This window comes from Calditrichota bacterium, from assembly GCA_013112635.1.
GTDB lineage: Bacteria > Calditrichota > Calditrichia > Calditrichales > J004 > JABFGF01.
In genome coordinates, this window is the sequence record JABFGF010000001.1 from 750,050 (window position 1) to 764,637 (window position 14,588).

The 14,588-nt window shown below is 35.3% G+C and carries 13 protein-coding genes; 2 read left to right on the forward strand and 11 right to left on the reverse strand.

From position 1 onward, the window contains the following. Window positions 1–204: 204 nt before the first annotated feature. The 3 genes from pyrF to HND50_03270 form a co-directional block, all read right to left on the reverse strand. The gene (pyrF, locus tag HND50_03260; GenBank protein ID NOG44218.1) at window positions 205–1,611 is read right to left on the reverse strand and encodes an orotidine-5'-phosphate decarboxylase; all 1,407 of its coding nucleotides are present in this window, start codon (window positions 1,609–1,611) and stop codon (window positions 205–207) included. After that, entirely contained in the window at window positions 1,598–2,899 is a 1,302-nt protein-coding gene (locus tag HND50_03265) for a dihydroorotase family protein (GenBank protein NOG44219.1), read from the reverse strand. The genes pyrF and HND50_03265 overlap by 14 nt, the downstream gene beginning before the upstream one ends. 185 nt (window positions 2,900–3,084) lie before the next feature. Beyond that, the gene (locus HND50_03270; protein ID NOG44220.1) at window positions 3,085–3,387 is read right to left on the reverse strand and encodes a hypothetical protein; all 303 of its coding nucleotides are present in this window, start codon (window positions 3,385–3,387) and stop codon (window positions 3,085–3,087) included. Between the two features lie 162 nt (window positions 3,388–3,549). Here HND50_03270 and HND50_03275 point away from each other — a divergent pair, with 162 nt between their 5' ends. Next, window positions 3,550–3,939 (forward strand): MerR family transcriptional regulator, encoded by a 390-nt coding sequence (locus HND50_03275; GenBank protein NOG44221.1) that lies wholly within the window; start codon window positions 3,550–3,552, stop codon window positions 3,937–3,939. 69 nt (window positions 3,940–4,008) lie between these two features. Then, window positions 4,009–4,632, forward strand: coding sequence for a hypothetical protein (locus HND50_03280; GenBank protein ID NOG44222.1), 624 nt, complete (start codon window positions 4,009–4,011; stop codon window positions 4,630–4,632). An 18-nt stretch (window positions 4,633–4,650) separates the two neighbouring features. Here HND50_03280 and HND50_03285 read toward each other — a convergent pair whose 3' ends face one another. The 8 genes from HND50_03285 to HND50_03320 all read right to left on the reverse strand — a co-directional run bounded on the left by HND50_03285 (window position 4,651) and on the right by HND50_03320 (window position 14,438). Beyond that, entirely contained in the window at window positions 4,651–6,399 is a 1,749-nt protein-coding gene (locus tag HND50_03285; GenBank protein NOG44223.1) for a PAS domain S-box protein, read from the reverse strand. A 147-nt stretch (window positions 6,400–6,546) separates the two neighbouring features. Next, window positions 6,547–7,617: a class II fructose-bisphosphate aldolase gene (fbaA, locus tag HND50_03290; GenBank protein ID NOG44224.1), complete on the reverse strand. Its 1,071-nt coding sequence runs from the start codon at window positions 7,615–7,617 to the stop codon at window positions 6,547–6,549. Between the two features lie 190 nt (window positions 7,618–7,807). After that, window positions 7,808–8,761 (reverse strand): NAD(+) diphosphatase, encoded by a 954-nt coding sequence (gene nudC / locus HND50_03295; protein NOG44225.1) that lies wholly within the window; start codon window positions 8,759–8,761, stop codon window positions 7,808–7,810. After that, the gene (locus HND50_03300) at window positions 8,761–9,945 is read right to left on the reverse strand and encodes an alkaline phosphatase family protein (GenBank protein ID NOG44226.1); all 1,185 of its coding nucleotides are present in this window, start codon (window positions 9,943–9,945) and stop codon (window positions 8,761–8,763) included. The genes nudC and HND50_03300 overlap by 1 nt, the downstream gene beginning before the upstream one ends. Before the next feature lie 53 nt (window positions 9,946–9,998). Beyond that, the gene (locus HND50_03305; GenBank protein NOG44227.1) at window positions 9,999–11,282 is read right to left on the reverse strand and encodes a polysaccharide deacetylase family protein; all 1,284 of its coding nucleotides are present in this window, start codon (window positions 11,280–11,282) and stop codon (window positions 9,999–10,001) included. 70 nt (window positions 11,283–11,352) lie between these two features. Then, window positions 11,353–13,596 carry a TonB-dependent receptor gene (locus HND50_03310; GenBank protein NOG44228.1) on the reverse strand — a complete coding sequence of 748 codons (2,244 nt, stop codon included), beginning with the start codon at window positions 13,594–13,596 and terminating at the stop codon, window positions 11,353–11,355. Next, on the reverse strand, window positions 13,583–14,035 hold the full coding sequence (locus HND50_03315; protein ID NOG44229.1) for a hypothetical protein: 453 nt from the start codon (window positions 14,033–14,035) through the stop codon (window positions 13,583–13,585). Before HND50_03315 ends, HND50_03310 begins: the two co-directional genes overlap by 14 nt. A gap of 106 nt (window positions 14,036–14,141) precedes the next feature. After that, complete coding sequence (locus HND50_03320; protein ID NOG44230.1) at window positions 14,142–14,438, reverse strand: hypothetical protein; 297 nt, start codon at window positions 14,436–14,438, stop codon at window positions 14,142–14,144. Window positions 14,439–14,588: the final 150 nt, after the last annotated feature.

Genomic DNA, 14,588 nt, shown 5'->3' on the forward strand with positions numbered 1-14,588 from the left:
CGGTTTCACACAGATTAGCACCGATCTTAAACGTTAAAATTATTTTGAAAACTTCCATCGACAAACATTTCATAAAGCAAAAAGTTTTATAAAATTAAAAAAGTGAATCACCTCAAAAAACTCTTTTAATCTTATAATATTTTTGATTTTTTTATCCTTGTTTTTCTGTGTTTATCCGTGGTAAAAAAAGAATAATAGGATATTCTAAACAATTCTGCCGCATTCTTCCATTGCATCCCAGGCTTCTTTTCTATAACGGGCAGCTTCTTTCTTGGGATTGGTGCTGCTGATTATTCCACGTCCGACAATAATGGCGTCTGCACCACCGGAAATAGCCTGTTTGACAGATACGTATTGCTGCCCCAGATTATCCCCACTTGAATCGAGATTAACACCGGGCATTAATAACAGCATATCCTGCGGAATTTTAGCCTTAAGCTTTTTTAGATCTTCTACATTTTTGGCAAACCCGATAAATCCTGAAACACAATCCTTATTATCTGCACCCATAGCGATTGTAGTCCTTGTATAGGTATCGCTAATTAAATTGCCTTTGGCAGACATTGCCGCTAACAAAAACGAGCTACAATTTGTATTGGTATCTTTAAACAAACCTTTTACAATACCTTCACCCGGCAAAGAATGTACAGTTACAAAATCCGCCCAATCTGCGATTTTGTAAACTCCCTCAAAAAATTGTTTACGTACTGTACTGCCAATATCAGCAAATTTACGATCTTCAAAAATTAAGAAATTCTTTTCGAGAGCCAAATCTTGTAGGCGCTTAACAAAACCCGGATCGAAATCATTTAATATATCCACATGGGTTTTAACCATAACAATTTCATCAGCCACTTTCTCAAGAATGTCAAAAAATGATTTCTGGTTGTCTACATCAAGTGAAATAATAAGATTGGATTTTTTTTCAATCATTTTGCGGATTAACCGGCTTGTCGCTTTGTTCGATGTAACATCTGAAATTGAATCAAGACTGTTAACTTGTTGAACCCCATGATCCTTGGCAATAAAGTTTTCCACAGCACTTTTTTGCTGGGCAGTTAAAAAGGATTCCTCAAACAGGGTTTCAATTATTTCCTGGATTGTTACAAGGGCATGAAGATTATAGTTATGCTTCTTCAAAAACGCCTGTCCTTCAAAACTCCTGTCAACAATTATTACAAAATCTTTTACAATCATGCCGGCATCCATCAGGGCATCTGCAATTTCAATTTTGCTTTCTCCTGTAGTCATCACATCATCAATCACCAGGCAGGTATCGCCTTTTTTGTAAACACCTTCAATACTTTTACCAGTGCCGTATGCCTTTGGTTCTTTTCGTTGATATACCAAAGGAACATTTAATTTGGAAGATAAAATTGAAGTTACAGGCAAAGCTGTGTAAGGAATACCTGTTATCAAATCAAAGCGTAAATCTTCAACAGCATCCTGCAATAAGCGGATAATTAAATCTGTAATTTTAGGAAAGGATACAATCAGCCTTAGATCAACATAAAATGGAGAAGTCAGACCCGACTTAAGTTTAAAAGAGCCAAATTTAATAGCCCCAATTTCATGTAATGAAAGGATTAGTTTTCTTTTAAGAGAATTCAACTTCTTTTCCCCTTGATTCGGTTATTTGATTATTGTGCCAGATTGTTTTGCCATTAATAATTGTTGTTTCAACTTTACCTGTTAAACTCATTCCGGCATATGGTGAATATTTTGCTTTTGTATAAAAATTTTCAGGATTAACAATCCATTTTGTGCCAGGATTTACAATGCAAATATCCGCATAATTGTTGATTTGCAAAGAGCCACGATCTTTAATTTTATAAATTTCAGCCGGATTTGATGACATCAATTCATTAAGTTTTTGTATAGATATTTTGCCCGATTGAACCAACTTCATCATCAATCCTAAACTGGTTTCCAAACCGGGAAAACCGGATGGTGCCAAATTGTATTCTTTATTTTTTTCATCAAGTCCATGTGGTGCGTGGTCTGTCCCAATTGTATCAACAGTTCCATCAATTATTGCCTGTTCAATGGCTTTGTTATCAGCTTCTGTTCTTAATGGAGGATTTACTTTGCCATAATTGCCGGCCTGTTCCAAAATCGTTTCATTTATAAAAAGATGGTGTGGTGTAATTTCACAAAATATATTTTTCAATCCTCTATTTTTTGCCGCTCTAATCATATCAATTTCCTCTTTTAAGGAAATATGGGCCAAATAGACTTTTGCTCCGGTCTCTTCAGCAAGGCGGATTAGAAGTTCTGTGGCTTTGATTGCACAAATCGGGTTTCGTATTTTATTGTGATTTTGAATTGTTGCAGCATATTTCATTTCATGCTCTTCAACACAAGATTGAAGCTCTGCATGGATCATTACTGGTTTATCAATTTCCCTGGCCAACTTAAAAACCTGGCGGACAATTTCTTCCCGCTCTACAACATACCCGGAACTTGATTCTGCCATAAACATTTTTATTGAAGCTATTGGTGCGGCCTTTCGAAACTGTTCTGAATTAAATTCCGTGACGCCAAAATTATAACCAAAATTTACAAGGGATTTTGAAGCTGCTTTCCTTTTTTCCGTTAAACTGTCCATATCAAACGTGGCAGGTTTTGTATTCGGCATATCAAACATTGTGGTGATTCCGCCGCTTGCCGCTGCTTTTGATGCACTGAGCCAGTCTTCTTTATAACTCAGCCCCATATCACGGATATGTGTATGTACATCAATTATTCCGGGAAGAATTAGTTTTCCGGTACAATCAATTTGTTCTACATTTGAAAAGGATTTGTCGCCAATATAAATAATCCGGTCGTCTTCAATTAAAAGATTTTTAACAGAGCCATCCGGGAACTGGCCATTTTTAAGAAATAAAGTATTTTTCATATTTATACATAAAAAAAAGGCACTACCCTAATGAAGGAATAATGCCTTAAATTTTTCTGATTTATTTTCAATTTTACCGTTTGCATATCGGGAGTTGAAGTTGCAAAAAAGCACGGTTAAAATCAAATAATAAAAACAGCTAATTATCTTTTTTTAAACAAAATAATTGTTCAGCCATTTTAGAATTATAAAAATGATTTAAGATTTTTCTTTATAAATTCAATACTCGGGGTGCCTTGCATTTTTCCATCAATTGTATAAACTCGACATCCAAAAACATAGTTTCCATCTTTGTGTTCCAAATCGATCCCATTTATTTTAATGGTTGGAGATCCCAAGAACTTTTTTGCTATCGCATCTTCCGAGTTACTCACTTCAATCATTTTATATTTTTCTGTTAAGCCAAGTTCAGCCAAAGTCATTTTAAGATTTTCTTCCGTTTCAATATATGAAGGACATCCTTCGAAATAATATAATTCAACATTCATTGTTTGCTCCTCTTTGTTTTGCTTACTGCAAGAAATGCTTATCAAGAATAATAAAATAAAAATTACAGTTTTCATCATTAATCCTTAAAAGTTTAATTTTGACAAAAATAATTGACTGGACTATACTCCAGTCAAATAAATTAGAATAAAAATGGAAATAAAATGGATATTAGAGCTATCTCAAATAAAACCGGGTTTTCGATAGACACAATCCGTTATTATGAAAAAATGGGACTGATTGAGAATGTTGATCGTTCTAAAACAGGATATCGCATTTTTACTAATGAAGATTTCAAACGGTTTCTCTTTATAAAAAAAGCAAAAAATATGGGGTTTACATTAAAGGATATTAAAGAACTATTAACTTTAAAAATTGAAGAAGACGAGCCCTGCGAACCGGTCCATAAAATGGCAAAGGAAAAATTACAATTTGTAGAACAAAAACTTGGAGAATTAGAAAAGATAAGAATTGTTTTGAAGACACTAATCAGCCAATGTTCACGCCATCAACCAACAGAACCTTGCCCGGTTTTACGAATTCTTGAAAACTAATTTGAAACCCTTAACCATACTCCAGAAAGTGTAAGTATTCAAAACACATTTTCGCTTGGAGAATAAAAAATGAATACACAGACTGATAATACTAAAAAAGAAAGGCATACAATATTAGGAGTCATTTTCACCGCAATTATGGCTTCTGTTTGTTGTGTTGGCCCGCTGATACTTCTATGTTTTGGAATAGGCGGTGCATGGGTGGGGAATCTTACCGCATTTGAACCATTAAGGCCCTATTTAATAATTGTTACTCTAAGTATTTTGGGCTATGTATTTTATAAAACTTATAGTAGGCCAAATGCTGAAAATTGTGAACCAGGAAGTTATTGTGCTAATCCAAAATCAGAAAAAATAAATAAAGTTACATTATGGATCAGTACAATATTTGTATTTGGATTATTATCATCACCATATATTGTTGAAGGATTTATTTCAGGTGAAAATACTATTGCAGATGGGCCATATAAATCGGTTAAATTAAAAGAGGTAACTTTAGATGTCCCGGGAATGAATTGTGCGTCTTGTCCTTTTACCGTACAAAAAAGTTTAAAAAAATTAGATGGGGTTGTTTCAGCTAAGGCAACTTTGGAAAATAAAAAGGCTGTAGTAAAATACGACCCTTTAAAAGTAACACCTAAACAAATGATTGAGGCAACAAAAAATGCAGGATATCCTTCGAACCCTGAATAATTTGAAGTTCTGAAATAATTATTGTGTTATCTGGTTTTCTTTGAAAATTTTATCAACAAGATCTTTTAAATTTTTTAGTTCAAATGGTTTGGTGAGAAAAGCATCAGCCATTTTGATGTCTTCTTCCAGGTCATCATCAATTTCATATCCTGTCATAAAAACAAAATAGCCATCGTAGTCTGTTTCTTTAATTCGTTTCAGTAATTCAGTTCCACCCATTCCTGGCATATCGATATCTGAAATGATTAATCGATATGGGTTCCTTCCCAGGCGATCCAATGCCTCAGGACCATTTGTTACTCCATCACATGTGTAACCCGAAAGCGTTAATAAATCAATCAATGAATTTAAAACTTCAATCTCATCATCAATTACCAGAATACGCGGTTTCATATTATTGGTCATTGTCTTCTCTGAAGAGGCTTTTATATCAAGGATTTTTGAAGATAGATAATCCTGTTGTCTAAGAGCCGTAATACTTTTCAGGTTATCAACCAGCAAAATAATCCGCTTAATCATTTTATTGGCTTTTAAAAAGTATTCCGAATCACCCATATCCTTTTCCATTAAGGCCATACTTATCGAGAGAACCTGTAATGGTTGCGAAAATTCATGAGCTATGCCGCCTGCCAATTCTTGAACGCTTTGCAAGGTTTTAGCTTCATGCATTTTTTGTTCTTTTTTCCTTTTTTCAAGGTCATCAATACGAATTGATACAAAAAAGTTGATATTCCCGTTTTTATCATTTACCGGAGAAATAAGCTGCTTTTCCCAATATAATTTTCCATTTTTTGCTTTGTTGCAAATTTGTCCACGCCAGGTGTTATTGCTATTAATCGTACCCCATAAATGTTTATAAAACTGATTATCATGTTTACCGGATTTTAAAATGTTTGGTGTTTTGCCAATAATATCTTCAGAAGTATAACCGGTAGATTTTTCAAATTGCTCATTTATGTATAAAATATTGCCCTTACTATTTGTAATCATGATAGGTAATGGGCTGAGATGGATTACATGCCTGAAAGTAATCATCTCGTCTTCAACACGTTTTTTCTCACTGATATCAGATAAGGTTACCGTAAGACAAAGTTCATCTTCCCAAATTAGTTCGCTTACAACAACTTCTACGATTTGTTTTTTTCCGGACAATGGTTTTAAATCAATTTCAGTTATATTGCCAGCCTTAAGCGAATAAGGAAATTGCTGGCCGATTAGGCTTCTCTTTATGCCAAATTGTTTATCACAAGCCGGATTAATGAAACGGATTAAATTATTTGAACTAAGTACAATTACTGCTTCTGATTTTGACCTGAATACACTGATAAATCTTTTTTCACTCTCATGAAACTTTTTACGTAAATAAAAGGCCTGCTCTTTCAAACGGTAAATTTGTTCTGCTCTTTTTAAGATTGATTCTAATATGGCTTCATTTACAGAGTCTCTAAACAACCAGAAATCACAAGGATAATCTAAGGCTTTTTGTGTTTGGCCCAATGAACTGTTATCCAGTACACATAAAACCGGGGCAGTCGACTTGCCAATTTCTTTTAAAGTTGACTCGAATGCAGGGTCTTCAAAAAGTGATGAATGAATAACATAAATTGGTATTTCAGAAAACTTTTCTTCAACAGAAATTATTTTGCCGGGAAGCAGCAGACGAAAAGTAATATTTAAATTCGATATACTTTGGCTGAGATTTCCAAATAATGTAAAATCTTTTTCCTCTTGAGAGTAGAGACCGATTTTAAAAACACTTTTTAACATGGAGATTTCTTTATTAAGGAGAAATACTTATATAAGTTGCTTTTTTTATTCTCGGCATTTTAGCTGATAGTTTATTTTATACAACCGAAATATATAATCTTTTAATAAAAAACCCCGCTAAAAGCGGGGTTTTAAAAAGCAGTTATTTTAGGAAAGAGTGTTAATATTATTCAAATCTTCAAAAGCCTGCCTGGCACGGGCTACAAAACTATCTTCGGCTTTACGCAACCAAACACGTGGATCATATTTTTTCTTGTTTGGTTTATCATCACCTTCAGGGTTACCTATCTGGCCTTGTAAATAACCTTTAAACTCTTCATAATACCCACGGATACCATCCCAAAAAGCCCACTGAGTATCTGTATCGATATTCATTTTTATAGCACCGTAACCTATTGCTTCCCTAATTTCTTCAACACTTGACCCAGATCCGCCATGGAAAACAAAATCAACCGGTTTCTCATCAGTTTTATATTTTTCCTGAATATGCTTTTGAGAATTATCAAGGATTTTTGGTGTTAAAACAACATTGCCTGGTTTATAAACACCATGAACATTTCCAAAAGCAGCTGCTATTGTAAAACGAGGGCTGACTTTTAATAGTTCTTCATAGGCATAAGCAACTTCTTCAGGCTGGGTATAAAGTTTAGAGCTGTCAACATCTGTATTATCGACACCGTCTTCTTCGCCACCGGTAACACCAAGTTCAATCTCGAGTGTCATATCAATTTTGCTCATGCGCTCCAGGTATTTTTTACAAATTGCTATATTTTCTTCGATTGGTTCTTCTGATAGATCAATCATGTGTGAACTGTACAGAGGCTTACCATGTTTTTTATAGAATTCTTCTCCCGCATCAAGCATTCCATCAATCCATGGAAGCAATTTTTTAGCCGCATGATCCGTATGAAGAATTACACGTGCACCATATTTTTCAGCCATGTGATGGATATGCTGAGCACCTGAAACCGCTCCAGCTACAGCAGCTTTTTGATTTTCATTATTTAAACTTTTCCCTGCAAAAAAAACTGCTCCACCATTCGAGAACTGTATAATAACAGGTCCATTTGCTGCAACTGCTGTTTCCATAACTGCATTGACTGTATTGGTGCCAATTACATTAATTGCAGGTAGCGCATATTTGTTTTCTTTTGCATGTTTAAATACTTGTTGAACCTGATCTCCGGTAAGAACTCCGGCTGGAATATTTAAGCCCATTTCTAACTCCCATCATTGTATTTTTTTAAAATTTTTCGTTTTATTATCTGCTTTCAGGTACGAAAATTAACCCATTTTCAAAAACGCTGACAATATACATTTTTTATATCAATATATCATTAGTTTGGAAAAATATTTCAGGAATAAATTAAAAATCGCTAAAAAAGGAAAGACATAAAGTTTAAAAGAATTAAAGTTGTTCGTTAATCCAGGAATCTATTAAATGTCGGGCAATTGAATCTTTTCTCGAAATTTTTAAGCCGGGGTTTTTATCACCCCACTCTCCTGCATTTATAAGTTCATCAGCTGAAAACCATTTGGCTTCAGCCAACTCCTGAGGATCTACATTTATGTTTATTGTCTCGGCTTGCGCCCTGAAACCAAGCATAATTGAAGCTGGAAATGGCCAGGGTTGTGAGCCTTGATAAGTAACCTGACCGACCCTAATCCCTGCTTCTTCAAATACTTCACGCACAACAGCTTCTTCCAGGCTTTCACCGGGGTCAACAAACCCTGCTAAAGTTGAAAACATTCCTTCGGGCGATTTTGTATGACGGCCAAGAAGACACTTCTTTTCACCGGATTCTAATCTATATTCAACAAGCATTATTACTGCAGGATCCGTACGCGGAAAAGTTTCTTTTCCACACTCCATATTGCTGCATAAACGCAAGTGGCCACCGCTTTTGTTAATAGATTTTGAACCGCATTTGGAACAAAACTGATGGGTATTATGCCAATGAATTATGCCACGTGCATAAGCCAACCGAGCTGCATCGCGTGCTTTCAGTAGCTGCCCAATTAACCTCAGGTTGATAAATTCCCCTTGATTGAAATGGGTTTTCAAGATCTCTTCTTTAATTCCCGAAATATCCAAAGCAAAAATTGGCCGGTCATCGTCAAATCCTAAAAAAACACTTTCTGAAACCAATTTCTCAAATCCAGAATATTGCCCTTTTGATAGATAAATTATCCCCGGATCCGAAGTATCATTTTGTCCTGTAACAAGGTTTTTATTTTGCCAAATAGGAATAAATAAACATTTGGGGTTTTGAAATTGTTTATCAACCCAATCCTGGTCTTTGCGTAATGTTGCTGCCCGGTCAAAATCAACTCCGGTATAATGTATTCCTGAATTTTTCATTATTTTAAAAGATGCTTTACCCTGTTTAGCTTTCCATCAATTTTGGAGTTGGCTTCAATTTTAAGGGCTTTGCATAAAAGCGGGTAAATATCAATATTTTGCAACACTTCTATCTCAGCACCATTTTTAAATGCAGGGCCATGGGCAACAAAAACGCCATGCATATCTTTTATTCTGTTATCAAACCCATGAGAACCTTTAGAAGGCCCCCATGATTTGTTTTTTAAATAGTAACCTGGTTTTGCCATTATGCTAAATTTACCAAGATGCTGGTTGCCAAAATAATTTAACTCAACCGGGATTTCATTTTGCCAGGAAACGGTGTATCCTTTTTCATTTTTTTTTAAGATTTCAAACATTTGATTAAGCTGGGAACTGTCAGCAAAAAATGTAAGGTTTGGATCATTTCCATTTGTGGTATAATCAAACCCGGTCAACATTGAATCAATATCGATACTATTTTCCCTGTATAAATTAGTCATACCATGGTCTGATGTTAAAACAATATTTGTTTGTTCATATATGCCTGCATTTTTTAAGCGTTTTATTAAATCCCCTAATGTATTATCAAGTGTTTTTACTACATCGTTAAGTTCTTCAGAATCAGGACCGTATTCATGGCCATAATCATCGGTATCAGGGAAATAAAGCAATAAAAGATGAGGGCGTTTTTCTTCTGGGTAAGTGATCCATTCCATCAATTGGTCTACCCGTTTTTCATGAGACAAATTATGGTCATAATTTAAAAAATAATCGGGATGTTTTAGATTTGTCTCAGAACCCGGCCAAAATACAACCCCGCTTTTAATCCCATGCTTTTTTGCTGTTACCCAAAGCGTTTCACCCTTGTACCATTTATCCTGGTGAATTGAACTATCACGTTCAATCCGGTACGAGTTCCCCGATTGCATATTTGTAAATCGGTTAAAAATTATACCATGGTTTTTAGGATATAGACCGGTGACAATCGTATAATGGTTGGGGAAAGTTTTTGATGGAAATGACGGTTTTAACGATTTTGCCCTGACTCCGTTATCAATTAATTTTTGTACATTTGGAGTTAAATCGCGGTTTAAATAATCCCACCGACAACCATCCCAGGAAATTAAAATTAAATATTCATTGCTTTGGCCCAGAACTGATTGTGTAGCTATAAATAATAAGAGTATGATTGTCTTTCTCATTTGATTTCCAAATCCGCGTTAGTTGTTAATAGTCGTTCATACTTTGTGCTCAATCATTTTGTCAATTTTAGTAATTCGCTTACTTTTATAAATTCATAACCTCGGGTTTCCAGTTCATCAATTAAAGACGCCAGGTTTTGATATGGAAAATCATCCTTTCGTTCGCTGCCCAAATGCATTAAAAGAATTTTGCCACTCAAACCTTTATCTTGCTCAAGATTCAAAAAATGTTCCTTTATTTGCTCTGAGGTCCTGTAAAGGTTTGAGCTTTTATCTGCAACCCAATCCCAGGAATCACATTTGTAAGACCAGCCAATGTGCCGGTAGCCAAGTTCGCCGGCCCACATCAATATTTCTCTATTTATTTCACCAAATGGTGCTCGCCAAAAAGGAATTAAATGCTTTTTTCTCAAAGCAAAATAAATGCTATCAGTGATATTTAACTGCTTTCTGAAATAATCGTAGGTAACTTTTTTACGGGTATCATTTTTTCCATTTTCTTCAATAGTAGTAAAATGTGGGTGTGTTAATGAATGATTGCCAATTTCATGCCCGGCATCAATAATTTGGTTTACAAGGTCCGGAAAATTTTCAATAAACCTGCCCGTTAAAAACATGGTGCATTTAATTTTCTTTTTATAAAGAATATCTAAAATCTGCTGGGTTCCTTTATTGCTCGATCCACCATCAAAAGTCAGTGCAAGTTTCTTCTCACCTGTTTTTACACGATAGACCGGATTCATTAAATAATCCAACCGTGGTGATGAATATTTAACACTAAATGAATCTACTAAAATGCTTTGGCCTTCCGCTGTTAGTGCCCAAATGGCAAAACGGTTATTTCCTTTTTCCAGAGAAACTGATTCAAACGAAAAGTCGGATTCCTTTGGCAAAAGAGCTTCGACAAATTTTCCATTTTGATTAAGTGTATGTACCCTGTTCTCCCGCCCTGCAATTTTAATTTCAAATGATCCTTTTACTGCCTGTCGTACCGAATCAATTAAAAAACCTTCCGGCACAGGAAATACAGCCGTGGAATCGTTTGCAATCTTTTCAGGTTCCATTTCCAGGTTAGAATTTATTCGATTTATGAAGAGATTAAACATGATTATGTTTGACAGAAGTACCACAACAACAAACCAGGTAAATTCCCTGCTGAGTTTGAGCATATCAAGCAAAGTTTTTGCACGCCAGATTACCACGCATTTTAGCGAACAAAAGATATGGTGGAAATGCTTTTTATGACATTCCTGGCAAATGTGTGCTTTGCAGTTATAACAGCGTTTTGCAGTAAATTTTTGTGGATGATTTTTACAGGCGTGTTTTGTAATTGACATATTCTAAAATATTCTGCAGGTTTTCTATAAATGTAAAATCAAAATTGATGATAATATTACGTGTTCCAGACTAAAAATACAATTTATAGAATAGTTTAAAATTTCGCCCTGCTTCAGGAAAGATGTCCTTAATTCTGTTCAAATGCCGGCGATAGGTTTCATCTGTGGCATTTTGTACAGTAAAAGAAAACGTATGCAACAGACTCTCTCCCGGAATAAAAAAATCAATATTTAAACCGTGGATTAGATATTCTTTTGTCGGTTTTTCAAATCTTCCGGGCCGATCTTGATCAGCAGCATAATTGGCTGAATAAATTATAGAAAACGGGTTCCATTTATAAGTTATATCTAAGGAGCCTTTAAAAGGTGGCATAAATGGCAATGGCTCATTTACTTTTATTATTTTGTCATTTTCTGAAAAGTTCTCTAAAAGATTACCTTCAATAAAACTTGCGCTAACTGAAACATTTAAAGCGCCGCTGATATCAATTTTTGTAATTGCTTCAACACCCTTAATTTCAGAATCCAACCCTACCATTTTATAGCGGAAAAGGTCGTTTCGTTTCCAGCTGCGCTCGCCGGTATTTTGAGAGAACAAATAGCCATCAATTCTATTGAAATAACCTGTTAAATTGAAATAAAGCAGATTGTCATCATATGAGATTCCAATCTCAGCGCCATATGTTTTTTCAGGATTTAGATCAGCATTACCTACCTCATACGCATACGAGGCTAAGTGTGGGCCATCAGAGAAAAGTTCTTCAATACCTGGAGCCCTAAAAGCTTTCAACAGTGTAGTTTGTACAAGCCAACTTTGTGAAAGTGCAAACTGGGCTTTTAAGGATGCGGCATAATCTGTAAAGGATCTTTTACGAATATTTCCAACCCGCAGATCTACTTTTTCTTCTTCCGGTAAAATAGTTTTATTCTCAAGTCTTAATGCGGCGCTTGTTTTTAAGGGACCAAAATCATTTTCCTGATAAATCCAACCGGCCATTGACGTTTCAATACTATTTACAGTATTTGTTAAACCTCCTGATTTATAATCTCTATGCTCAAACCATGATCCAACCTTAATACCCTGAAATATAGAGAACCCTTCAAATGAAGTTTTAAAGGATAAATGCTGACTGGTTAAACTGAAAGCCGCATCGTTTCTTCCCGTAGATGTAAATTCTTCATGAAAATAATTCGTCAGGTCATATTCAATTTGAAGATCATTTAATCCTTTTATTGGTTTATGTACTAAACCTTCAAGCTGAATTGTATTTTTATTGAGGCTAATATCAATTCCATTTGGATGTCCAAGCTCCGGGATAGATGGTGGAATCCCATAATCAGATTGATAGTATGCAAAACTGGATTTTAACAATCCCCATAAGGGTTGCCAACTTAATTCAGCTTTACCAGAACCCGTTTCTACCGAAGTATTTTTTAGCGCGCCTGAAGGAGTATTAACATTCGCCGCTTTACGAAAACTGCCATCGCCGTAAAAGTAAAAATCATTTAATGGAACATTTAGGTTAAGTGATGAAACTATTCCGGAATTTACAGATTCTGCACCTGCGCTAAAAGCTCCATTTATTTGGTGATTAGTTTTTGACGAAACATTGCGGACAACATTTATCACCCCGGCAGTAGTATTTGTTCCATAAGCTAAAGCCAGCGGCCCGCGTATTACTTCAAGCCGTTCCGCAGTCACAGGCTCAATTGTAACAGCATGATCAGCAGCAGTTGTGGAAAGATCACCGGGGCGTTTTCCATTTTCCAGCAAAAGTAAACGATCGCCGGAAAGCCCGCGTAAAACGGGCCTGGCAGGAGCAGGCCCATTTGTTTGTTGTTCTAATCCTGGTAAATCTTTAATTGTTTCAGCTAATGTTGTACCAAGCTTGCGGCCCATCTCACGGTTATTTATTTCAAGATCGGGTTCTTGGAGATGTGAATGCTCACTGTGATCTTCGATTACAATTGCTTCGCTTTCGAATGAATTTGGCAAAAGCTTGATATTTAAAATAGTAGTATCATTTTCCAATACGATGATATGCTTGTGCAGTTCATTATAGCCAATTCTGGTAAAATGAACACTATATTCACCTGCAGGAATATTTGGAATAAAGAACTGCCCATTTTTATTTGTGGCTGCACCTCTGTTTATTTCATGGATGTAAATATCAACCCAGGCAACAGGCTCTTTGGTTTTTTCATTTAATACAATGCCTTCAATAGAACTCTTGGGAAGGATTGGCTCGCCAAAGAGGTGACTAACCAAGAATAAAATTAAAAAGCAGATTTTAACCATTTTATTCAACTTCAATTTCAATTTCCCGTGAAACAAAATCCGCGTGCCCATCATGAATTACTGAGAACACTATGTTGGTAGTGTTTATTTTTTTACCTATGATATGAAACTCAAAACTTCCCTCTTCACCATCATGCTGCCAAAATTGGGCAATAGTTGTATCCGTAATTTCTGCTGTCAAAGTAAAATGGTCAACATCCGGTGTAAACCACTCATCTTCCTCATCATCATAAAGTTCAACAAACATGGCAGCGGATAATTCATCCAAATCCACTTCAATTTCTCCGTGAGTTGAGTCATCACGGATATAAGAAACAATCGTCTGGCCGCTGGAAACTATCCTCATACCAACAGCGTCGGTATGCTCGTCGGAATTGCTTACTGAATTATCAGAGCAAAAAGTAATTAAAATAAGGGAACTGAAAACTAATAAAGCCTTAATTATATTTTTCATTTTAATCTCCTGAATCAAAATAATAAACTATATAATAATACCTAATTGCACATGGTTTTTGAGCCATCACCAACCAGGACATATTTAAACAATTAGTCTTTTATGATTAGGAAATAAATGGAGGGCCACGTTTTTCGATCGAAATAAAAATAAGTTGTGGGGTACTTAAACTTGAAGTGAGGCTAAAGAAAGATGTTACAAAAAGAATGAAAGTAAAAAGTATGCCAATAGCAACTTCTGAGCTGAATCCATTCTGAAGGATAAATACAGGACATTCAAAAGATTCAACACCCGGTTCATGGTTGTGGAAAAAACCGGAAAATCCAACAACCACCGTAAACAAAGCTACTATTGTAACAAATAGCTTTTTATTGGATTCCAACCTTTTTCTTAATGACAACATGTTTGCTCTGCTTTTTTGGTAACGATTAAAGCTATAAAATAATAAATATTAAACCAAGATATTTTATGTCAATAATCTTATCATTATTCTTTGATTAATTTCATTTATGATTGATACATTTTTCAATGATTATTTTCTGCCAACCACAAA

Bases quoted from the DNA above. Each gene is read 5' to 3' on its own strand.
- HND50_03265 (NOG44219.1), bottom strand. From the start codon at position 2,899: ATGAAAAATACTTTATTTCTTAAAAATGGCCAGTTCCCGGATGGCTCT.
- HND50_03270 (NOG44220.1), bottom strand. From the start codon at position 3,387: ATGAATGTTGAATTATATTATTTCGAAGGATGTCCTTCATATATTGAA.
- HND50_03275 (NOG44221.1), top strand. From the start codon at position 3,550: ATGGATATTAGAGCTATCTCAAATAAAACCGGGTTTTCGATAGACACA.
- HND50_03280 (NOG44222.1), top strand. From the start codon at position 4,009: ATGAATACACAGACTGATAATACTAAAAAAGAAAGGCATACAATATTA.
- HND50_03285 (NOG44223.1), bottom strand. From the start codon at position 6,399: ATGTTAAAAAGTGTTTTTAAAATCGGTCTCTACTCTCAAGAGGAAAAA.
- fbaA (NOG44224.1), bottom strand. From the start codon at position 7,617: ATGGGCTTAAATATTCCAGCCGGAGTTCTTACCGGAGATCAGGTTCAA.
- nudC (NOG44225.1), bottom strand. From the start codon at position 8,761: ATGAAAAATTCAGGAATACATTATACCGGAGTTGATTTTGACCGGGCA.
- HND50_03300 (NOG44226.1), bottom strand. From the start codon at position 9,945: ATGAGAAAGACAATCATACTCTTATTATTTATAGCTACACAATCAGTT.
- HND50_03305 (NOG44227.1), bottom strand. From the start codon at position 11,282: ATGTCAATTACAAAACACGCCTGTAAAAATCATCCACAAAAATTTACT.
- HND50_03315 (NOG44229.1), bottom strand. From the start codon at position 14,035: ATGAAAAATATAATTAAGGCTTTATTAGTTTTCAGTTCCCTTATTTTA.
- HND50_03320 (NOG44230.1), bottom strand. From the start codon at position 14,438: ATGTTGTCATTAAGAAAAAGGTTGGAATCCAATAAAAAGCTATTTGTT.